Annotated in this window: 17 protein-coding genes and 1 pseudogene; 12 read left to right on the plus strand and 6 right to left on the minus strand. The window is 71.0% G+C overall.

The features are described from left to right. Nucleotide 1: 1 nt before the first annotated feature. On the minus strand, nucleotides 2-1,123 hold the full coding sequence (locus ACFJIT_RS18280) for an NAD(P)/FAD-dependent oxidoreductase (RefSeq protein ID WP_379654516.1): 1,122 nt from the start codon (nucleotides 1,121-1,123) through the stop codon (nucleotides 2-4). 143 nt (nucleotides 1,124-1,266) lie between these two features. Between ACFJIT_RS18280 and ACFJIT_RS18285 the strand changes: the two genes are divergently transcribed. From ACFJIT_RS18285 to ACFJIT_RS18300, 4 genes are all read left to right on the plus strand, one after another. After that, nucleotides 1,267-1,851: a phosphatase PAP2 family protein gene (locus ACFJIT_RS18285; protein ID WP_130521651.1), complete on the plus strand. Its 585-nt coding sequence runs from the start codon at nucleotides 1,267-1,269 to the stop codon at nucleotides 1,849-1,851. 266 nt (nucleotides 1,852-2,117) lie between these two features. Beyond that, entirely contained in the window at nucleotides 2,118-3,215 is a 1,098-nt protein-coding gene (locus ACFJIT_RS18290; protein WP_379654517.1) for a DUF1615 domain-containing protein, read from the plus strand. Between the two features lie 139 nt (nucleotides 3,216-3,354). Next, complete coding sequence (locus ACFJIT_RS18295) at nucleotides 3,355-3,585, plus strand: hypothetical protein (RefSeq protein WP_379654518.1); 231 nt, start codon at nucleotides 3,355-3,357, stop codon at nucleotides 3,583-3,585. Nucleotides 3,586-3,793: 208 nt separating this feature from the next. Beyond that, complete coding sequence (locus ACFJIT_RS18300; RefSeq protein WP_130521653.1) at nucleotides 3,794-4,030, plus strand: hypothetical protein; 237 nt, start codon at nucleotides 3,794-3,796, stop codon at nucleotides 4,028-4,030. Between the two features lie 9 nt (nucleotides 4,031-4,039). Here the strand turns inward: ACFJIT_RS18300 and ACFJIT_RS18305 are convergent, their stop codons facing one another. Together ACFJIT_RS18305 and ACFJIT_RS18310 are read right to left on the minus strand one after the other, a co-directional pair. After that, nucleotides 4,040-4,933, minus strand: coding sequence for a ketopantoate reductase family protein (locus tag ACFJIT_RS18305; RefSeq protein WP_379654519.1), 894 nt, complete (start codon nucleotides 4,931-4,933; stop codon nucleotides 4,040-4,042). Between the two features lie 253 nt (nucleotides 4,934-5,186). Continuing rightward, nucleotides 5,187-6,866 (minus strand): GMC oxidoreductase, encoded by a 1,680-nt coding sequence (locus tag ACFJIT_RS18310; RefSeq protein ID WP_379654520.1) that lies wholly within the window; start codon nucleotides 6,864-6,866, stop codon nucleotides 5,187-5,189. A gap of 587 nt (nucleotides 6,867-7,453) precedes the next feature. Here ACFJIT_RS18310 and ACFJIT_RS18315 point away from each other — a divergent pair. After that, a complete protein-coding gene (locus ACFJIT_RS18315) occupies nucleotides 7,454-8,515 on the plus strand; it encodes an acyltransferase family protein (RefSeq protein WP_379654521.1) in 1,062 nt (353 codons plus the stop codon). A 152-nt stretch (nucleotides 8,516-8,667) separates the two neighbouring features. Here the strand turns inward: ACFJIT_RS18315 and ACFJIT_RS18320 are convergent, their stop codons facing one another. After that, nucleotides 8,668-8,979, minus strand: a complete 312-nt coding sequence (locus tag ACFJIT_RS18320) for a DUF2782 domain-containing protein (RefSeq protein ID WP_130561758.1) — start codon at nucleotides 8,977-8,979, stop codon at nucleotides 8,668-8,670. A 119-nt stretch (nucleotides 8,980-9,098) separates the two neighbouring features. Between ACFJIT_RS18320 and polA the strand changes: the two genes are divergently transcribed. The 7 genes and pseudogenes from polA (at nucleotide 9,099) to ACFJIT_RS18355 (ending at nucleotide 17,855) form a co-directional block, all read left to right on the plus strand. Next, nucleotides 9,099-11,864 carry a DNA polymerase I gene (polA, locus tag ACFJIT_RS18325; RefSeq protein ID WP_379654522.1) on the plus strand — a complete coding sequence of 922 codons (2,766 nt, stop codon included), beginning with the start codon at nucleotides 9,099-9,101 and terminating at the stop codon, nucleotides 11,862-11,864. Between the two features lie 969 nt (nucleotides 11,865-12,833). Next, nucleotides 12,834-13,523 (plus strand): response regulator, encoded by a 690-nt coding sequence (locus ACFJIT_RS18330; RefSeq protein WP_379654523.1) that lies wholly within the window; start codon nucleotides 12,834-12,836, stop codon nucleotides 13,521-13,523. Nucleotides 13,524-13,540: 17 nt separating this feature from the next. Next, nucleotides 13,541-14,965 carry a sensor histidine kinase gene (locus tag ACFJIT_RS18335; protein ID WP_130561741.1) on the plus strand — a complete coding sequence of 475 codons (1,425 nt, stop codon included), beginning with the start codon at nucleotides 13,541-13,543 and terminating at the stop codon, nucleotides 14,963-14,965. A gap of 82 nt (nucleotides 14,966-15,047) precedes the next feature. Beyond that, nucleotides 15,048-15,914, plus strand: a complete 867-nt coding sequence (locus tag ACFJIT_RS18340) for a carboxylesterase (RefSeq protein ID WP_130561742.1) — start codon at nucleotides 15,048-15,050, stop codon at nucleotides 15,912-15,914. After that, nucleotides 15,911-16,273: a hypothetical protein gene (locus ACFJIT_RS18345; RefSeq protein ID WP_379654524.1), complete on the plus strand. Its 363-nt coding sequence runs from the start codon at nucleotides 15,911-15,913 to the stop codon at nucleotides 16,271-16,273. The genes ACFJIT_RS18340 and ACFJIT_RS18345 overlap by 4 nt, the downstream gene beginning before the upstream one ends. Continuing rightward, on the plus strand, nucleotides 16,270-16,668 hold the full coding sequence (locus tag ACFJIT_RS18350) for a DMT family transporter (protein ID WP_379654525.1): 399 nt from the start codon (nucleotides 16,270-16,272) through the stop codon (nucleotides 16,666-16,668). The genes ACFJIT_RS18345 and ACFJIT_RS18350 overlap by 4 nt, the downstream gene beginning before the upstream one ends. Beyond that, nucleotides 16,652-17,855, plus strand: a pseudogene (locus ACFJIT_RS18355) (DegT/DnrJ/EryC1/StrS family aminotransferase). Before ACFJIT_RS18350 ends, ACFJIT_RS18355 begins: the two are co-directional and overlap by 17 nt. A gap of 20 nt (nucleotides 17,856-17,875) precedes the next feature. Here ACFJIT_RS18355 and ACFJIT_RS18360 read toward each other — a convergent pair. Next, nucleotides 17,876-18,754: an arginase family protein gene (locus ACFJIT_RS18360; protein WP_379654526.1), complete on the minus strand. Its 879-nt coding sequence runs from the start codon at nucleotides 18,752-18,754 to the stop codon at nucleotides 17,876-17,878. Continuing rightward, nucleotides 18,751-19,815: a GNAT family N-acetyltransferase gene (locus tag ACFJIT_RS18365; RefSeq protein ID WP_379654527.1), complete on the minus strand. Its 1,065-nt coding sequence runs from the start codon at nucleotides 19,813-19,815 to the stop codon at nucleotides 18,751-18,753. The genes ACFJIT_RS18360 and ACFJIT_RS18365 overlap by 4 nt, the downstream gene beginning before the upstream one ends. Nucleotides 19,816-19,825 lie beyond the last annotated feature (10 nt).

A 19,825-nucleotide genomic window follows, 5' to 3' on the forward strand; every position in this document is an offset into this window, starting at 1 on the left:
CTCAGGCGGCGACCGGCTCGGTCAGTTCCAGCAGCGCGCAGACGTGGTCGGCGATGGCCAGCGCGGAGGTCAGGCCCGGCGATTCGATGCCGAACAGGTTCACCAGCCCGGCGATGCCGTGGTGCGCGGGTCCGTCGATGCGGAAGTCCGCGTTGGCCTGGCCCGGCCCCCTGATCTTGGGCCGGATGCCGGTATAGGCCGGCTGCAGCGCGCCGTCGGCCAGGCCGGGCCAGTAGCGGCGGATCGCGGCGTAGAAGCGCTCGCCGCGGCGCGGGTCCAGCGTGTAGTCGAGCGTATCCACCCATTCCACGTCCGGGCCGAAGCGCGCGCGGCCGGCCAGGTCGAGGGTCAGGTGCGTGCCCAGGCCACCGGGCTCGGGCAGCGGATAGACCAGATGCGTGAACGGCGTGCGCCCGGCCAGGCTGAAATAGCTGCCCTTGGCGAACCACGCCTGCGGCACATGCGCCGGGGCCAGCCCGCGCATGGCGGCGGCCAGCACCGGCGCACCGTGGCCGGCGCTGTTCACCAGCAGGTCGGCGTGCAGCCGCATCGGGCTGTCGCCGCCGACCTCGATCGCAAAGCCCTGGTCTTCGCAGGCGATGGCACTCACCGGCGCGCGCAGGGCCAGCAGCGCGCCCTGCGCCTCGGCCTCGCCCTGCAGGGCCAGCATCAGGCCGTGGCTGTCGATGATGCCGGTGCTGGGCGAGAGCAGCGCGGCCACGGCGTGCAGGTCCGGCTCCAGCGCGCGCACCTGGTCCGCCTCGAGCTCGCGCAGGTCGCTCACGCCATTGGTCAGGGCATGCTGGCGGATCTGCGCCAGCCCTTCGCACTGGTCATCGTCCACCGCGACGATCAGCTTGCCGCAGCGGCGATGCGCCACCCCGGTGCGCTGGCAGAAGGCGTACAGCTGCTGGCGGCCCTGCACGCACAGCCGCGCCTTGAGCGAACCGTGCGGGTAGTACAGGCCGGCATGGATGACCTCGCTGTTGCGCGCACTGGTGCCCGTGCCGATCGCCGACTCGGCCTCCAGCACCAGCACCTCGCGCCCGGCCAACGCCAGCGCCCGCGCCACCGCCAGGCCGACCACGCCGGCGCCGATCACCACGCTGTCCACACGCTCCATACCGCCACTCCAGATTGATTCGATGCCGTGCGCGCCGGGCGTGCACCTCCCACCACACGGCAATTACGGCCCGCTCGGGACGCGGCCTGGGTTCGGTGCGGTTGCCGTAGTGTGGGGTGTCGCCTCTCCGCCGGACTTTTCGCATGACGCCATCGCCGCTCAGCACTGCCTTGAACTGGATGGGCGACAGCCGGCTGCTGGTCCCGGTCATGCTGGTCCTGGGCGGGCTGTGGTGGGGGCGCAATCCGCGTCTGGCCGTGGCATGGGCCGCCACGCTGGTGGCGCTGGGCGGCGCGATCGTGGTGTCCAAGCTGGCCTACAAGGCCTTCGGTGTGGACTGGCGCAGCGTCGGTTTCTTCACCATCAGCGGCCACAGCGCGCTGGCGGCGATGCTGTATCCGGTGCTGGGCTATCTGCTGGCCGCGCATGCCGCGCCGACGACGCGCCTGCTGTCCACCCTGATCGGCGTGGCGCTGGCGGTGGCCGTGGCGGTGGCGCGGGTGCTCAGCTTCCGCCACACGCCGGCGGAGATCGTGGTCGGCCTGGGGCTGGGCCTGGCCGCCTCGGGCTGGATGCTGGGGCGCTGGCGCGCCCAGCTGGCCTTGCCGCCGCATGCGGCGCCTTGGGTCGTGGGCACGGCGATGGTCGCCGGTTTCGCGGTGTGGCTGGTGCCTAACGTGCCGGCCGAGCGCGTGCTGTCGCATATCGCCTGGCGGATCCGGGGGTAGGGCTGTCGGGGGCTTCGGGGCGGGAGCGGGCGACTTGCGGGCAGGTCGGAAACCCGATGGCATCGAGGCGGTGTGCGAAAGCCGCTGGGTTCCCGCCTTCGCGGGAACGACGGTAGTGAGTGAGCGAGTTTTTCGAGGTGCGGAGCCGCCGGGTGCAAGGTGTGCGCGCGCGAGCGACGCTGCGCATGCACGCCCTGCATGCGGCTTCGCCATCCTTTCGATGCCCGTGACGCGCACCGGGACGCGCGCATGGCAGCATGCGCGCCATGCCGCCGCGCCGCCTCGACACGATCCGCACCGCCTCAGGGCTGCTCTGCCTGCTGCTGGCCGGCTGCGCGACCCAACCCAAGGCGCCGCAGCGCAACCCCGATGCGGTGCGCGCCGAGATCGTGCGCAAGCTGCCGGCCACGCTGCCCGATGCGCAAGGCTGGGCCGACGACGTCTACGTGGCGCTGACCGCGCAGGGCATCGACGCCAGCCCCGAACACGTCTGCGCGGTGCTGGCGGTGACCGAGCAGGAATCCACCTACCAGGCCGATCCGCCGGTGCCCGGCCTGCCGGCGATCGCGCGCGGCGAGATCGACCGCCGCGCGGCGGCGCTGCATGTGCCGGGCCTGCTGGTCGATGCGGCGCTGCGCATCACCTCGCCCGATGGGCGCAGCTACGCCCAGCGCCTGGCGGCGGTGCGCACCGAGCGCCAGCTCAGCGAGCTGTACGAGGACTTCGTCGGCATGGTGCCGCTGGGCGGCAAGCTGTTCGGCGGGCTCAACCCGGTCCGCACCGGCGGGCCGATGCAGGTGAGCATCGCCTTCGCCCAGACGCGCACGCGTGGCTATCCGTATCCGCTGCAGGCCGGCGTGCGCCACGAGGTGTTCACCCGGCGCGGTGGGCTGTATTTCGGCACCGCCCATCTGCTGGGCTATCCGGCGCATTACGACGCGCTGCTGTACCGCTTCGCCGATTTCAACGCCGGCTGGTACGCCAGCCGCAACGCCGCCTTCCAGGCCGCGGTCAGTCGCGCCACGGGCATCAAGCTGGCCCTGGACGGCGACCTGCTGCGGCCCGGCGCGGGCATGGACGATCCGGGCGCCACCGAGCGCGCGGTGCGCGCACTGGGCGCACGCCTGGACATGGACGAGGGCCAGATCCGCCGCGCGCTGCAGCAGGGTGACACACTGGCGTTCGAGGACAGCGCGTTGTATGCACGCGTGTTCGCCCTGGGCGACGCGGCGGCCGGTCGGCCGCTGCCGCGCGCGGTGTTGCCCGGCATCCGGCTGGAGAGCCCCAAGATCACCCGCCAGCTGACCACCGCCTGGTTCGCCGACCGGGTCAACGCGCGCTGGCAGCGGTGCATGCGCCGCTGAGCGCCGGGCGCGCATCGGTCAGCGAAAGCGGACAGGCTGGCGTTGGGTGCGGGTGGCCGCGTTACCGGGCGCCGTAAGATGAGCCGGACCCCTTTCGCCACCGCCGCGCAGTCGCACCACGCGCCTGCGCAAGCTCGCCATGACCGCGCTTCCGACTGACATGCCGCCGCAGCTCGAAGCCATGCTCCAGGCGCTGGAACAGGCCCTGCCTGCGCTGGTGGCCGCGCACCCGGCGCCGGGCGATTTCTGGAATGCGTTCATGCTCCGGCTGGACGAGATCGAGACATGCGCGCCGCCGGAGCTGGACCTGACCGCGCGCGTGAATGCGATGCTGGCGCCGCATGGGATGCGGATCGCGGTGGCGGACTAGGCGCCGCTCGCGGGCCCGCGAAAGCGCCGAGCTTTGCGGATTCGTGCAGAAGTCGAAGGCGCTGGGTTCCCGCGTTCGCGGGAACGACGGGTTGCTTGGGCCGCCCCGATCCCGTGCTCCAGGCGCATGACCTTCGTCACTGGGCGCGGCGGCCGTGCGCGGTGAGCATCGCGGTCAATCGATCCGCATCGGACTCCAGGACATCCCCATGAGCGCAGGACAGGGTTCGGCAGGCAACGTCATCGCCGCCATCTGCAGTTTCTTCATCCCGGGACTGGGCCAGCTGTTCCAGGGGCGGCTGATCTCGGCGGTGCTGTGGTTCCTGACCGGCTGCGTGGCCTTCGTCATCACCTGGCTGATCACGCTGTCGCTGCTGCCCTTCGGCTGGTTCATCATCAGCGTGCTCTCGTGCATCAACGCGGCGGTGTATCGCCGCGCACCCTGACCGACGCCGCTAGCGCGGCGCGGCCTCGAGCAGCTTCACCAGGCTCCACAGCGTGTGGTTGACCGGCGTGGCGATGCCATGTTCCCGGCCCAGCCGCACGACGGCGCCGTTGAGATGGTCGATCTCGCTGGGCCGGCCGCGCGCCAGGTCCTGCGCGGTGGAGGAGCGCTGGCCGGCCATGTTGCGTGCCAGGCCGTACGTGGCGTCCCACAGGTCGTCGGGCAGCGTGATGGACGCGGCCGCGGCCACCGCCGTGCATTCGTCGAAGACCGCGCGCATGGTGTCCTTGATCCCCGGCACCTGCACCAGCAGGCCGTAGGGCTGCTGGGAAATGGCCGACAGCGCGTTGTAGCAGCAGTTGATCACCAGCTTGGCCCAGAGCGCTTCGGCCACGCGGTCCGAGACCTCGCTCGGGATGCCGGCCTCAGTCAGCATCGCGGCCAGCGCGGCGCTGGTCGCCCCTGCGCCGATCACCAGTTCGCCGCGGCCGTGGTGGCGCACATGCGCCGGGCCGGCCATCTCGGTGCCGACGTAGACCACGGTGGGGATGACGGGATGCTGCAGCGCCTGCGCCAGGCGTGCGGCATTGTCCACGCCGTTCTGCAGGCTGAGCACCTGGGCCTGCGGCGCGAGCCAGGGCGCGAGCGCGGCGCCGGCCGTCTCGGTGTCGCCGGACTTCACGCAGCACAGCACCAGCTCGGCCTCGGCAGCCGCGGCGGCGGCGGTGCTGGCCTGCAGCGCGACCACGCCATCGAACGCGGCCGACTCCAGCCGCAGGCCATGGGCCTGCACCGCTTCGACCAGCGGCGCCCGGCCGATCAGGGTCACCGCGTGGCCGGCGCGCGCCAGCATGGCGCCGTAGTAGCAGCCGACTGCGCCGGCGCCCATCACCGCGATACGCATCGCGGCCTCCTTCAGTTCATGGGAAAGCCACGGACTTTAGAGCGTGTCGCGGGGTGAGGTAAGCGCGGTGCTCGGAACCTGTTGTTCCCGCGGGGGTGGGAGCGCGATGTCGCTGGCACCTTCGGGATCGTGCGAAAGGCGCTGGGTTCCCGCGGTGTGAGCGCCAAGCGCCATGCCGCGTCAGCGAGACGCGCAACGCGTGATCGACTGCTTCATGGCGGGCCCGCACTCGGCTCAGCGCCCGCCATGCCCGCTAGCCAATCGGCGCGCGCCGCGTCCCGCTGGGAAGATCGATCAGCGGCGCGGCAACGCCGGCCTCGTTGCGGATCCGTTCGGCCAGGCGCAGCGATAGCGCGACGATGGTCAGGGTCGGGTTGGCGTAGCCGCCGCTGGGGAACACCGACGAACCGGTGACGTATAGATTCTCCACGCCGTGCACGCGGCCCTCGCGATCGACCACGCCGCTGCGCGGGTCGTCGTGCATGCGCGTGGTGCCCAGGAAATGCGTGGTGGAGGTGGTCTTGATCTCCATCGGCCGGCGGATGTGGAAGGTGCCCAGGCCGCTGCGCGCCAGCTCGCGCGCCACGATGTCCTGGCTGCGGTGGACCAGGGCGATGTCCTGATCGTGCCAGCGCCACTGGATCTCGATCAGGCGGTTGCCCAGATCGTCGCGCTCCTGGCCCAGGCGCACGCGGTTGTCGTAGCGCGGCGGCTGCTCGACCTGGTGCAGCACCTCGAAGTGGTCCAGACGGTGGCTCGGCTCGCCCTGGCGCGACCAGCCGCCCACGCCCAGGTGCGAGATCGGGCGGCGCAGGCGGTCGTTGTACTGCTGCAGCACGCCGTCGACGCCCAACGCCGCGGCCACCAGGTCGCGCTTGCGCGGCAGCTGCTTGCGGCGCAGCGCCTCGCGCACGCGCTGCGAGGCGCGGAAGCCGATCTCGCGCCGGCGCGACATGCTGCGCCGGGGGAACAGGATCGTGCTGAGGTTGACGCTGGGCTCGCCGCGCAGGGTGGCATCGGTCAGCTGCAGATGGCCCATGGCCGAGGTGCCATCGACGCGGCGCAGGTCGTACAGCGCCATGCGGTCGATCAGCTTGCGCGAGCTCGGGGTGAAGGTGCCGCCGAAGACCAGCGGATGGTCCATGAAGTAACGCCCGACCAGCCCGTGCTGGTTGCCGATGCCGTCGGCGAGCACATCGTCGGAGGCCAGCAGCAGCTGCGGCGTGGCCAGGCCGCCCTGCGCCAGCACGATGGTGTCGGCCTCGAACACCAGCGCATGACCGGGCTGCGCCAGGGCGTGCACCGCGCGCACGCGCCCGCTCGACACATCCAGCTGCAGGCGCGCGGCGGTCGCGTTGTAGTAGCAGGTGATGTCGCGCGAGGCGCCGATCAGCTCGCGCTGGCCGCTCAGCACCACCTCCTTGTCGGCGAAGTGGAACATGCTGGTGCGCAGGCCACTGCCCTGCAGCGGCAGGCGCGGCGCATCGGCGCCTTCCCAGTAGCCCGGGCCGTAGTGCCACGGCGGCAGCTCGAACCATTGCTGGGCGCGCGCATAGAACGGCGCCAGCTCGGCGATGGACAGCGGCCAGGCGCTGTCGGGCAGCCACGGCCGCGCCTCGAAATCGACCGCGCTGAGCGTGGTCAGGCGCAGGTGGTTGGCACCTGTGCCCGCGTCGACCAGCCAGCGGTTGGCGTTGCCGCCAAACCGGCGCGTGGTCCAGATGCCCTGGTGGCCGTCGAACACCGAGGTGCTGGCCGGCTGGCCGCGGGCGGCGTGGTCTTCGTCCAGGCCGCCGCTTTCCAGCAGGGTGACCTTGAGGCCGCAGTGGCGCAGCGCGGTGGCCACGGCGATGCCGGCGGGGCCGGCACCGACGATGCAGACGTGGGAGCGAACAGTTGCGCCGCGGGGCAGCGCCTTGGCATCAACGAACATGAACGCACATCCTGTCGATCAGACGGTCGAATCCGGGCGCCGGAGGCGTCCTTCCCCCCAGACAACGCGGGCAAGACGCCTGACAGGACAGTCAGCTGGCCACGGTCTTGCCCCCTCCCTTTCGCCGAAGGCGAAGGGGAGCTCGAAGTCGCGAGCCAGCGACTGAGGGGGAGGGGCTGCTGCCGTTGATGTTGCTTTCGCCCCTCGCCAACAGCGAGCAAGTGCAAAAGCAAAAGCAAACCCCCTCCCAGCCTCCCCCTTGCGCTGCACGCAAAGGGGAGGGGTGCTCCGGTGGCATCCAGCTAGCGGCATGGGGCGCATCGCCTCAAGCCAAACCGCGATCACGCCGAGCGCATGAGCCTTCAAGATCTGCCCCTCCCTTTCGCCGAAGGCGAAGGGGAGGGTTGGGGTGGGGTCGCCTTTGCTTTTGCATCGCCCCTCGCCAACGGGCCAATTCCCCGATCACCCTGAGCCAGCTCAACTGCGGCCCCTGTCACGATCCGCGATCGCACACGGCCTTGCTTCATGACCATCGTGTCAGGATCCGGTGCTCCTGCCCCACGCGGGCGCCGCCCGAATGAAGCCGCATGGGATCGGACAAGGACCGCCTGGCCGCCATCCAGTCGCTGCGGGCCGTGGCCGCGCTGATGGTCGTCCTGCACCATGCGCGCAACCCGATTCCCTGGCTGTGGAACCCGCTGGCGCACTACGAGGCGTTCGCCTCGGGCGTGGACGTCTTCTTCGTGATCAGCGGCCTGATCATGTACGTGGCCGCGCGCGACGAACGCTGGCGCGAGTTCATCGGCAAGCGGGTGATCCGGGTGGTGCCGCTGTACTGGATCGCGACCCTGGCGCTGCTGGCGATCGAACTGCTGCGCCACCAGGCGCGCCTGGATGCAACCGAACTGTCGCACCTGCTGCAGTCGCTGCTGTTCATTCCGCACCCGAGCCCGGACAAGCACGGCGAGCTGTATCCGCTGCTGGCCGTGGGCTGGACGCTGAACTTCGAGATGTTCTTCTACGCGCTGTTCTGCGTCGGCATCGTGCTCAGGCGCGTGGTGGCGGTGCCGACCGCGCTGATCCTGGTGCTGGTCGCGGCGGGCGCGCTGGGCGAGCCCGAAAGCCCGCTGGCGCGCACCTACACCAGCCCGCTGCTGCTCGAATTCCTGTGCGGCCTCTGGCTGGGCGTGCTCTATCGTCGCGGCCATGCCGATCGTCTGCCGGGCTGGCTGCTGCCGGCCGGGCTGGCGGGGCTGCTGCTGTTGCCCGCGCTGTCGGAGGAGGGGCTGGCGCTGGTGGGCCGGATCGTGTGCGGCGTGGCGGTCGTGGCCGGTGCGATCGGGCTGGGCACGCGCGCACCGCGCCACCCGCTGCTGGAGCGGCTGGGCGATGCCAGCTACTCGATCTACCTCACCCATACCGTGCTGGCGCTGCTGCTGGTGCAGGCGCTGTGGGCGCGCATTCCGCTGCATGGGCTGCTGCAGCTGACCGGCTATCTGCTCACCGCGCTGGGGGTGAGCGCGCTGGTCGGGTTGGCCAGCTATCGCTGGCTGGAACGTCCGGTCACGCGCGGGTTGCGCAGGGCGTGGATGGAGCGTGGTGCCAGGCGCAAGGCGGCCTCGGTCGAAGAGGCTGCGGAGACGCGCTAGGACGGCCGACAGTCCGTCGTTCCCGCGCATGCGGGGACCCCGTGCCTTTCAAGCGAGAAGCCGAACGTCCATGGGTTCCCGCTTTCGCGGGAACGACGATATGGGAGAGGGTGCTCGGTGCCAGCCGCACCTAGCGGCCCCACGCCGCCACCTCACCAGCCGTAGAGCTTCCAGTACACCGGCGAGATGTCGCCGCGGTTGGGATCGCTGGAGCGGTCCAGTCTGCCGTCGCCGTTGTCGTCGTAGAGGTAGTAGGCCGGGCCGCGGCTCGGGGTGATCTTGACCATGCGCAGGGCGCCGGCGACGCGGTACTCCTGGATGACGTCGCCGTTGTCCTCGGTGCGCACGGCCACATCGGCGTCGGGCAGGTCCATCTCGGTCAGGTCCTGGCCGCCGTGGCGCGCGCCGCCGCCGCTGGCGCAGCCGGTGAGCAGGATCCCGCCGCTCAGCAGCAGGCAGGTCAGGACGGGCATCAGGCGCTTCATGGCGGCATCTCGCAGGTGGGAACCGCGCCGATTATCCGCCTGCGCGCGTGCTGCCGGGTGACGGCCGGTGACGCGGGGGCGCGGCGTAGAATCTGCGCATGACAAGACTCGTACTGATCGACGGCTCCAGCTACCTCTACCGCGCCTTCCACGCGCTGCCGCCGCTGAGCAACGCGGCCGGCGAACCGACCGGCGCGCTGTTCGGCGTGGTCAACATGCTGCGCGCCACGCTGAAGGAGCGGCCCGAGTACGTCGCCTTCGTGGTCGATGCGCCCGGCAAGACCTTCCGCGACGACTTGTACCCCGAGTACAAGGCCAACCGCGCGGCCATGCCCGATGACCTGCGGGCGCAGGTCGAGCCGATGATGAAGATCGTCCACGCGCTGGGCATCGACATCCTGCGCGTGGAAGGGGTGGAGGCCGATGACGTGATCGGCACCCTGGCCGTGCAGGGCTGCCGCGACGGCCTGCAGGTGACCATCTCCACCGGCGACAAGGACTTCGCCCAGCTGGTGCGCCCGGGCGTGGAGCTGGTCAACACCATGAGCGGCAGCCGGATGGATTCGGACGCGGCGGTGATGGACAAGTTCGGCGTGCGCGCCGACCAGATCGTCGACCTGCTCTCGCTGATGGGCGATACGGTGGACAACGTGCCCGGCGTGGAGAAGTGCGGCCCCAAGACCGCGGCCAAGTGGCTGGCCGAGTACGGCACCCTGGACAACGTCATCGCCAACGCCGGCAGCATCAAGGGCAAGATCGGCGACAACCTGCGCGCGGCGCTGGAGCGCCTGCCGCTCAACCGCGCGCTGGTGACCATCCGCACCGACGTGCCGCTGGAAGTGGCCGCCCAGGACCTGGCGCTGCGCGAGCAGCACGTGGACGAACTGCGCGAGCTCTACGCGCGCTATGGCTTCAACCAGGCGCTGAAGGACCTGGACGGCGGCAGCGTGTCGGTGCCGATCGCGGAAAAAGAACCTGGGAAGGCGCGCGGCACGGGTTTCAGCGCCGCGCCTGCGCCGGCTGCCGCGCCCGATCTCGATCCGACGCTGTCGGCCGCTGGCGAATACGAGACGCTGCTGACCACCGAGCAGCTCGATGCCTGGATCGACACCCTCAAGATCGCCGGCCGCTTCGCCTTCGACACCGAGACCGACAGCCTGGACCCGATGCAGGCCAACCTGATCGGCCTGAGCTTCGCCGCCGAAGTGGGCAAGGCCGCCTACCTGCCACTGGGCCACGACTATCCGGGTGCGCCGGTGCAGCTGCCGCGCCAGGATGCGCTGGAGGCGCTGCGCCCGCTGCTGACCGACGCGGACGTGGAGAAGATCGGCCAGCACGGCAAGTACGATCTGCATGTCATGCGCCGCCACGGCGTGGAAGTGGAGGGCTACACCCAGGACACCCTGCTGGAGAGCTTCGTGCTCAACTCCGGCAGCGCCCGCCACGACATGGACAGCCTGGCCAAGCGCTACCTGGGCTACGACACGGTCAAGTACGAGGATGTGTGCGGCAAGGGCGCCAAGCAGATCCCGTTCTCGCAGGTGTCCCTGGAGGACGCCACCCGCTACGCGGCCGAGGACGCCGACATCACCCTGCGCCTGCACCAGGTGCTGTCGCCCAAGCTGGCCGCCGAGCCGGCGCTGGATTCGGTCTATCGCCACATCGAGATCCCGCTGGTGCCGGTGCTGGCGCGGATCGAGGCCAACGGCGTGCGCGTGGATGCCGACGAGCTGCGCCGCCAGAGCGCCGACCTGTCCAAGCGCATGCTCGCCGCCCAGCAGAAGGCGACCGAACTGGCCGGGCGCAGCTTCAACCTGGATTCGCCCAAGCAGCTGCAGGCGCTGCTGTTCGACGAGTTGGGCCTGCCGGCGGTGGTCAAGACGCCCAAGGGCCAGCCCTCGACCAACGAAGAAGCGCTGGAGGCCATCGCCGAGGCGCACGAGCTGCCGCGCGTGATCCTGGAGTACCGCGGCCTGGCCAAGCTGCGTAGCACCTATACCGACAAGCTGCCGGAGATGATCCATCCGCAGACCGGCCGCGTGCACACCAGCTACCACCAGGCCGGCGCGGCGACCGGGCGCCTGTCCTCGTCCGATCCGAACCTGCAGAACATCCCGATCCGCACCGAGGACGGCCGCCGCATCCGCCGCGCCTTCGTCGCCCCGCCCGGACGCAAGCTGGTGGCCTGCGACTACTCGCAGATCGAGCTGCGGATCATGGCCCACCTGTCCGGCGATCCCGGCCTGGTCGGCGCGTTCGAATCCGGCGCCGACGTGCACCGGGCCACCGCGGCCGAGGTCTTCGGCCGCAGCATCGACCAGGTCACGCCCAACGAGCGCCGCGCCGCCAAGGCGATCAACTTCGGCCTGATGTACGGCATGAGCGCCTTCGGCCTGGCGCGCCAGCTGGGCATCGGCCGCGGCGAGGCGCAGGACTACATCGCCCTGTACTTCAGCCGCTATCCGGGCGTGCGCGACTACATGGAGGCCACCCGCCAGCAGGCGCGCGAGCAGGGCTATGTCGAGACCGTGTTCGGCCGCCGCCTGTATCTGGACTACATCAACGCCGGCAGCCAGGGCCAGCGCGCCGGCGCCGAGCGCGCGGCGATCAATGCGCCGATGCAGGGCACCGCGGCGGACATCATCAAGCGTGCGATGGTCAGGGTGGACGCGTGGCTCGCCGACCATCGCGAGCGCGCCATGATGATCCTGCAGGTGCACGACGAACTGGTGTTCGAGGCCGAGGCCGACTTCGTCGAGACCCTCGCCGCGCAGGCGCGCAGCCTGATGGCGGGCGCGGCGACCCTGGCCGTCCCGCTGGAAGTCGATTGTGGCGTCGGCGACAACTGGGACGAGGCGCACTGATTGGCTGTGCGGGTGTGTTGCGAAGTGGACGTTGGCGCGTATAGCGTCTTTGTGTCAGACGGCGCAATAAAACCCGTAATCCAGGCCGCCAGCACCGCGTTGCGGCCTACGCAATGCTTGCGAAACAGCCAGTTACATCGTGATTTTCGAGATAACGAGAAATTAATTTCAGAACTGACCAGTTTATGATCTGAATATCCCCTAAATTCAACGGGTTTTTAACTGGATCCTTCACGATCTATCCATGTTGGGAGTGCTTTCATAGCCCTCGACAGATGCAAGGTCTGTCGCGGATCGCCCCCCATCCCCTGGGGCCGATCTCTGGTACGAAGAGCCCCTCCCCAGGCTCCCGTACCCTGGCCCCGCCGAGCCCCCCTGCTCCGCGGGGCTTTTTTATGCCCGGTCGTCGGCGTGCGGTCGCACCAACCCGCCGTCGCCACGCGCGCCTGCCCGAAAAGCCTGCTTCGCCAACCCGCCTCGACCCGGTCGCGCGCGACTCCTCGGCTCGGTCAGCCCTCGACGGCGGACTCGCCGCCGCGGACCATCCCTGGCGCGCTCGCCGCTCGCCTGCCCGGGCCGACGCTCTGCGGCGAATGGATCAGGACTTCTTACGGCACGAAGGCATCCATCAAGCGCTTTGCCCCCTCCCTTTCGCCGCAGGCGAAGGGGAGCTCGAAGTCGCGAACTAGCGACTGAGGGGGTGGGGTGCTCTTGCTTCGGCGGCTTGCCCGGTAAAGCCCCGACCCCTCCCCATCCCTCCCCTGCGCTGCGCGCAAGGGAGGGGGCTCAAGCCAAAGCCCTGTGACCTGACGCGCTGCCCTTACGGAGTCGAAACGCCTTCCTGCCCGCAACCCCAAAGACCTGACCGGCGCGACAGGTTTTCGGCGACACTTCGCGCCTTCCGGTTGAGCCGCTTCGTGGTGTGGTGCGCATGTCGCCGTTCCCTTCTCTTCTGCTGTCCCGTCCGTCATGCGCGTCCTGATCGTCGAGGACGATGCGGCCATCGCCGAGGCCGTGGTCTCGGCCATGCGCCAGCAGGGGCATGCGGTGGATCATTTGGCCGATGGTTCCCGCGCCGATCTGGCGCTGCGCGACACCGAGTACCAGCTGCTGGTGCTGGACCTGGGCCTGCTGGGGCCCATGGATGGCGTGCAGGTGCTGCAGCGCATGCGTGCCCGCGCGGCGACCACCGCGGTGCTGGTGATCACCGCACGCGAAGGGCTGGAGGATCGCGTGCAGGTGCTGGACCTGGGCGCCGACGACTATCTGGTCAAACCCTTCGCCCTGAAGGAGTTCGAAGCACGGGTGCGTTCGCTGCTGCGGCGCATGGTCAGCCAGGGCGCGCCCGTACTGCGCCTGGGCCAGCTGCGCCTGGACCTGGCCGGCCACCGCGCCTGGATCGGCGACGACCCGCTGGAGCTGACCGCCCGCGAATTCGGCCTGCTCGGCGCACTGGCCACGCGTACCGGCCGGGTCGCCAGCCGCGCTCAGCTGGTCGAAGTGCTGTGCGGCTGGGATGCGGACATCAGCGACAACGGCCTGGACATCGCCATGTATCGCCTGCGCCGCAAGCTGCAGGGCAGCGGCGTGGGCGTGCGCACCATCCGCGGTCTGGGCTACCTGCTGCAGGAGCAACAGGACACAGGCGATGACGCCTAGGGCCTGCAGGGGGACCGATGGCCGGCCCTAGCCCGCACCCCAGCCTGCGCCGGCGGCTGGTGCTGTGGCTGGCGGTGCCCATGCTGGTGCTGCTGGCGCTCGATGCCGGGCTGACCTATCGCGTGGCGCTGCATTACGCCAACCGCGCGCACGACAGCAGCCTGGCCGACGACGCGGTCACCCTGGCCGAGCTGCTGCGGCGCGAGCCGCAGTCGCACGCACTGTCCCAGCAGGCGCAGTTCCTGCTGCGCTACGACCCGAACGGGCCCAACTACTTCGCCGTGATCAGCCGGCGCCACGGCCTGCTCTACGGCGACAGCGGCCTGGGCAACACGCGGATGCCGGTGCCGGGGACCAAGCCGGTGCTCTACAAGGGCTTCCACGACGAGCATCATCTGCGCATGGCGACCGTCGGCCTGGCCTCGCCGTACGAGGCCGGCGACACGCTGGGGGTGACGGTCGCCGAGACCCTGCGCGAGCGCCACCGCAGCGCCCGCGACGTGCTGCTGATGACACTGCCGCTGCAGGCCGGCCTGATCGCCGTGGTGCTGGTGCTGGTCTGGGTCGGCGTGGATCGCGGGCTTGGCCTGCTGGCGCCGCTGACCCGGCGTCTGGCCGAACGCGAGCAGGCCCTGGCGCCGGTGACCGAGCCCGACGTGCCGCGCGAGATCCTGCCGCTGACCCGCGCGCTGGACGCCCTGTTCGTGCGCGTGCGCGGCGCGATCTCCCTGCAGGAACGCTTCATCACCGACGCCGCCCACCAGCTGCGCACGCCGCTGGCGGGCCTGCAGCTGCATGCCGAACGGGCGATGACGGCGCAGGATCCGGCCCAGCTGCAGCAGTCGCTGGCCCACATCCTGGCGCAGACCGCGCGTGCGGCGCGGGCCTCCAACCAGCTGCTGGCGCTGAGCCGCGCGCAGGCGCCGCATCCGCGCGAGGAGATGCATGAGCCGCTGGCCCTGGACCGGCTGGTGCCGCGCGCGGTGGCCGCGCGCGTGCCCGAGGCGCTCGATGCCGGGCTGGACCTGGGCTACCAGCCCCCGGAGACGCCAGTGCCTGCGATCGTCGGCGAAGCGCGCGGGGTGCAGGAACTGCTCGACAACCTGATCGACAACGCCCTGCGCTATGCCGGCAAGGGTCGCAGCATCACCGTCGGCCTCTCGGCCGAGCAGGCGCGGGTGATCCTGAGCGTGGAAGACGATGGCCCGGGCGTGCCCGACGCGCTGCGCGCGCGGCTGGGCGAGCGCTTCTTCCGCGTGCCCGGCACCGGCGGCGAGGGCACAGGCCTGGGGCTGGCGATCGTGCAGGGCATCGCCAGCCACCACCAGGCCGAGGTGGCGTTCCTGCGCGGCGCGCAGGGTGGGCTGCGGGTGGAGGTGCGCTTCCCCGCAGCGGCGCGGCCGGAGACGGCGGCCGACCTGGGCAAGCACAACCTGGCGTAAACCCCGCCGCCGCCCCGGCGCGGACGAAAGCCAGCGGAAAACCTCGCGTGACACCCTGCCGGCCTCTTCAGTGAGGTGGCACGTGATCCGTTCAAGCGAATTCTTCTTCGAAGGTGGCCGCAACGGCGTGCTGCTGATCCATGGCCTGACCGGCACGCCGGCCGAGATGCGCCGGGTCGGCACCGGCCTGCACCGCGCCGGCTTCACCGTGCACGGCGTGCAGCTGGCCGGCCACTGCGGCGACCTGGACGACCTGATGGCCACCGGCTGGCGAGACTGGTATGCCAGCGTCGAGCAGGCCGCGGACGCCATGGCGACGAAGGTGGACCGGATCTTCGTGGCCGGCCTGTCGATGGGCGCGCTGCTGTCGCTGGAGCTGGCCAGCCAGCGCCCCGAGCTGGTGTCGGGCGTCGGCGTGTACGGCGCGACCTTCGTCTACGACGGCTGGAACATCCCGTGGACGCGTCACCTGTCCTTCCTTCTGCCGCTGTTCAAGGCCACCGGTATCGGTCGCGACCGCATGTTCATGGAGGAGCCGCCGTTCGGCCTGCGCGACGAGCGCCTGCGCGCGCAGATCAGCGCGGCGATGCAGGGCGCGGACAGCAGCGTGGCCGGGCTGCCGGGCAACCCCTGGCATTCGCTGGCCGAGCTGCGCGCGCTGGCGGCGCGGGTGCGCCGGCATCTGCCCCAGGTCACCGCGCCCTGCCTGGTGGCGCATGCCACCGAGGACGACGTGGCCAGCCTGCGCAATGCGCAGTGGGTGCTGGACGGCGTGTCCGGGCCGACCGAGTTCCTGCCGATGCACGAGAGCTATCACATGCTGACCCTGGACCGGCAGCGGCGCCTGCTGACCGAGCGCACGGTGGAATTCTTCCAGCGTCTCGCGCAGCCGGAAGCGGCGCCGCGGGCGAGCGTCGATGCGCCGTACCGGTACGAGGCGCTGGCATGAGTCTGGCGGTGGCCCTGCTGTGGCTGCTGACCGTGGTGGTGGATACCGCCGGCCAGCTGGCCTTCAAGGCCGCGGCGGTCGATGGCGGTGAGGCCGCACAGACGCTGGCGCGCTGGCGGCACCGGCTGGCACGGCCGTGGCTGTGGCTGGGCATCGCCTGCTATGTAGTGGAGTTCCTGGCCCGGGCGGCGTTCCTGTCGCTGGTGCCGCTGTCGCGCGGCGTGCTGCTGGGCTCGGTCAACATCCTGGCGCTGATGCTGGCCGGGCGGCTGTTCTTCGGCGAGCGGCTGACGCCGCTGCGCGTGGCCGGCATGGGCCTGATCGGACTGGGCGTGGCGGTGGTGGGAGTGGGCGGATGAAACGGCCGTATGTGTTCGGCTTTCCGCTGCTGATGGCGTTCGACACGCTGGCGCAGCTGAGCTTCAAGCTCGCCGGCGATCACGCCCTGCCGCTGGAATGGGGCCTGCCCTGGCTGCAGCGGCTGTTCGGCCAGCCGTGGATCTATGGCGCGATCCTGGGTTACATCGGCGCCTTCTTCACCTGGATGACGCTGCTGGAGCGCGCGCCGATCGGCCCGGCCTTCGCCGCCTCGCATCTGGAAGTGGTCAGCGTGCTGCTGGTCTCGGCTTGGCTGCTGGGCGAGCCGATCACCCTGCTGCACCTGGTGGGGGCGGCGCTGATCCTGGCCGGCGTGGCCTGCCTGGCGCGTGCCGAAACCCAGACCGCCGAGATCGCCGGTGCTGCCGCGACGTGAACTGCCGCCCACGGCGGGGCTGCCGCTGCGCTGGACCGACCTGCTGCCCGGCGATGCCGGGCTGGAAGCGCGGCTGGCGCAGCTGTTCGATCTGCCCGCGCCGCTGCTGACCTGCTCGGGCACCACGGCGCTGGTGCTGGCCCTGCGCGCGCTGCGGCGCCTGGCGCCGACGCGCGACGAGGTCGTGGTGCCGGCCTACACCTGCCCGCTGGTGGCCATCGCGGTGCAGACCTGCGGGCTGCGGCTGCGCCTGGGCGAGCTGCGCGCAGGACACTTCGATCTCGATCCGGTTGCGCTGCGCGGCCTGTGCGGGCCGCGCACGCTGGCGGTGCTGCCCACCCACCTGGCCGGTCGCGTGGCCGATGTCGCCGACGCGCTGGACGCGGCGCGCGCCTGCGGCGCCTGGGTGATCGAGGACGCGGCCCGAGGCCCTGGGCGCGCGCGTGGACGGGCGCAGTGTGGGCCTGCGGGGCGACATCGGGTTCTTCAGCCTGGCCGCGGGCAAGGGCTTGTCGCTGTACGAGGGCGGCCTGCTGGTCAGCGCCGATCCGGCACTGCGCGCGCTGCTGGCAGAGGAAGCCGCACGGGTGCCATCGAACGCAGGCTGGGAGCTGCGTCGCAGCGCCGAGCTGCTGGGCCTGGCGCTGGCCTACCGGCCGCGCGCGCTGGCCCTGGCCTATGGCCTGCCGCTGCGACGCGCGCTGGAGCGCGGCGATCCGGAAGCGGCGGTGGGCGATGTGTTCGGGCCGGAGATACCGCTGCACCGCGTCGGCGCCTGGCGGCGCATGGTCGGCGTGCATGCCAGCGCTCGGCTCCCGGCCTTCCTGCACGCTGCGCGCGATCGCGCCCTGGCCTGGAAGCAGGCCGTCGAAGCCGTGCCCGGCGTGCAGGTCTACGACGACCGCCCCGGCGAACACGGCACCTGGCCGGTGCTGTGGCTGCGCCTGCCCGACCGCACGCGCCGCGACGCGGTGCTCGCGCGGCTGTGGACCGCCGGCCTGGGCGTGAGCCGCATGTTCATCCACGCCTTGCCCGATTACGCCTATCTGCGCGACTGCGTGCCGCAGGCCGAGGTGCCGCAGGCGCGCGCATTGGCCGCGTGCAGCCTGACCATCGGCAACGGCCCCTGGCTGGATGAGGTCGCACGCGCGCGCATTCTCGACGTCCTGCGCCAAGGCGCGACGTAGGCGCGGCGCGACGCGGGCTGTCAGGCCGCGACCGAGGCGGCGGCGATCAGGGGCAGCAGCGCCGCGTTCAGGGCGTGCTGGCCGGCCTGCCATAGGGGCAGGACATTCGGATCGGGCGGCTGCTGGCCGTCCAGCGCGGAGAGCAGGCGCTTGAACGGCTGACGGTAGCGATGGTGCGAGATCTCGCCGGTGATGTCGCTGGCGACGATCGGCGCGGAGAGTTCGTCGATCAGGCGCCGCGCATCGGCCAGCTGGAAGCGGCCCTGGTCCCAGTTGGTGCGGGCCACGTCCTCGCCGAACACGTCCTTGTCGATGGACAGATAGACCGGCAGTGCGGCGTCGGCGCGTGCGGCGAAGGCGTCCAGCAGGCTGGCGCTGTCGGCGAAGCCGTGCACGGCCTTGCCGCAGCCCAGCGCACGCGCCCAGCGCGTGTCCACGCCCAGGCACCAGTAGTGCACGCGACCGCCGCGCAGCGGGCCGAGCACGTTCTCCCAGCAATGGCGCGTGCCGGCGTCGGCCGAGCACAGGCCGACCATGTGCACGCGCGCCACCTGCGGCAGGGCCGCCACGCGCCGCACCCAGGAGCCGCAGTGCACGCCGAAGGGGTAGCGCATGTTGTCCGGATGGTTGTCCAGCACCACCACCTGCAGCGGGCCGCCGTGACGCGCCGCCGTCTGCCGCACCAGCGGCCAGGTTAGATGATGGAAGTCGCCGCTGCCCAGCATCACCGTGCCGTGCGCGCTCTCCAGCGCCGGCTGCAGCTCGCGGGCCAGCCGTTCCAGCGTGGCCACGCCGCAGCCAAAGCGCACCGCGTCCTGCCAGGCGCGCAGCGGCAGCACGCGCGCGCCCGGCAGCAGCCCGACCGCGCCGTCCAGGTCCAGCACCAGCGGTGCGCTCATCCGGCCACCTCGGCCTGCGGCACGCTGCCGGCTTCGTGTTCGAAACGGTGCGCATGCCGGCGCAGCAGGCCGCGCAGCAGGGCATTGCGCGGATACACCGCGTGCCGGGTGGGAGTGAGGCGCGCGCCGAGATAGCGCTTGATCTCCGGATCGGTCCAGCCGGCCACGTAGTGGCTCAGGCCCTGGCGGCGGGCGTGTTCGAGGTTGTGCATCCAGCTCACCGCGTACAGGTTGTGCTGGCGCGCCTGCGGATAGGCCAGGCCGATGTACTTGTCCACCAGCATGCCGGCGTGCTCGTAGCACAGGTTCCAGCCGATCAGCGCCTGATCGTGGTAGTAGGCGAAGACGCGCCCGCCGCTGCCGCCGTCGCGCAGCAGGCCGTCGAGGAAGGCGCGGTCGAGCTGGTCGAAGTGGATCTGGCTCTGCGCGTAGACGTTGAGATACAGCGCGTAATAGCTCGCCAGCGTGTGCTGCTCGTCGAAGCACGGCGCGCCGGTGGGCAGGCATTCGATGCGCAGGTCGGCGCGCGAGCGCAGCTTGCGGCGGATGTCGCGGCGGCGGCCGGAGGACAGGCGCGCCAGATAGGCGTCCTCGTCGGCGAAGTCGATCGGCACCCACGCCAGCTGCATGCCCTGCATCAGCACGAAGCCGCGCTCGGCCAGCGCCTGGGCGAAGGCCTGGGCGCGGCGGTTGCCGTGCAGGCCGAGCAGGGGCGAGTCGTCGGGCAGATCCTTGACGATCAGCAGCGGCGCGCGCCGCGCCTGCGCCAGCACCTCGTCGGCCAACGCCTCCACGCTGCCGCTCAGCGGCAATGGCGCGTATTCGGTGGCGGTGCAGCCGATGAAACAGGCCGGCCATTCCAGACAGCGGCGCCAGTGGCGATAGCCGGGAAGGCCGGTCACGCGCCGGCGCAGCGCATCGTCGGCGGTGGTCAGCAGATCCAGGCGGGCACGGAACAGCGGCAGGCCGCTGGACAGACGTTCGACCTGGAAACCAGGCGGCGGATGGGCCAGGAAGCTGTCGAGCAGCGCATCGGGCTCGAGCTGGGTACAGGAGTACATGGCGGCTCCG

Origin of the sequence: Pseudoxanthomonas sp. UC19_8 (assembly GCF_042700505.1) — a bacterium.
GTDB lineage: Bacteria > Pseudomonadota > Gammaproteobacteria > Xanthomonadales > Xanthomonadaceae > Pseudoxanthomonas_A > Pseudoxanthomonas_A winnipegensis.

Excerpts from the sequence above, each read along its gene's own strand:
- ACFJIT_RS18295 (WP_379654518.1), top strand. The coding sequence starts at position 3,355 with ATGACCGCGCTTCCGACTGACATGCCGCCGCAGCTCGAAGCCATGCTC.
- ACFJIT_RS18290 (WP_379654517.1), top strand. The coding sequence starts at position 2,118 with ATGCCGCCGCGCCGCCTCGACACGATCCGCACCGCCTCAGGGCTGCTC.
- ACFJIT_RS18315 (WP_379654521.1), top strand. The coding sequence starts at position 7,454 with ATGGGATCGGACAAGGACCGCCTGGCCGCCATCCAGTCGCTGCGGGCC.
- ACFJIT_RS18300 (WP_130521653.1), top strand. The coding sequence starts at position 3,794 with ATGAGCGCAGGACAGGGTTCGGCAGGCAACGTCATCGCCGCCATCTGC.
- ACFJIT_RS18305 (WP_379654519.1), bottom strand. The coding sequence starts at position 4,933 with ATGCGTATCGCGGTGATGGGCGCCGGCGCAGTCGGCTGCTACTACGGC.
- ACFJIT_RS18280 (WP_379654516.1), bottom strand. The coding sequence starts at position 1,123 with ATGGAGCGTGTGGACAGCGTGGTGATCGGCGCCGGCGTGGTCGGCCTG.
- ACFJIT_RS18360 (WP_379654526.1), bottom strand. The coding sequence starts at position 18,754 with ATGAGCGCACCGCTGGTGCTGGACCTGGACGGCGCGGTCGGGCTGCTG.
- ACFJIT_RS18310 (WP_379654520.1), bottom strand. The coding sequence starts at position 6,866 with ATGTTCGTTGATGCCAAGGCGCTGCCCCGCGGCGCAACTGTTCGCTCC.
- polA (WP_379654522.1), top strand. The coding sequence starts at position 9,099 with ATGACAAGACTCGTACTGATCGACGGCTCCAGCTACCTCTACCGCGCC.
- ACFJIT_RS18350 (WP_379654525.1), top strand. The coding sequence starts at position 16,270 with ATGAAACGGCCGTATGTGTTCGGCTTTCCGCTGCTGATGGCGTTCGAC.
- ACFJIT_RS18330 (WP_379654523.1), top strand. The coding sequence starts at position 12,834 with ATGCGCGTCCTGATCGTCGAGGACGATGCGGCCATCGCCGAGGCCGTG.
- ACFJIT_RS18335 (WP_130561741.1), top strand. The coding sequence starts at position 13,541 with ATGGCCGGCCCTAGCCCGCACCCCAGCCTGCGCCGGCGGCTGGTGCTG.
- ACFJIT_RS18285 (WP_130521651.1), top strand. The coding sequence starts at position 1,267 with ATGACGCCATCGCCGCTCAGCACTGCCTTGAACTGGATGGGCGACAGC.
- ACFJIT_RS18345 (WP_379654524.1), top strand. The coding sequence starts at position 15,911 with ATGAGTCTGGCGGTGGCCCTGCTGTGGCTGCTGACCGTGGTGGTGGAT.
- ACFJIT_RS18365 (WP_379654527.1), bottom strand. The coding sequence starts at position 19,815 with ATGTACTCCTGTACCCAGCTCGAGCCCGATGCGCTGCTCGACAGCTTC.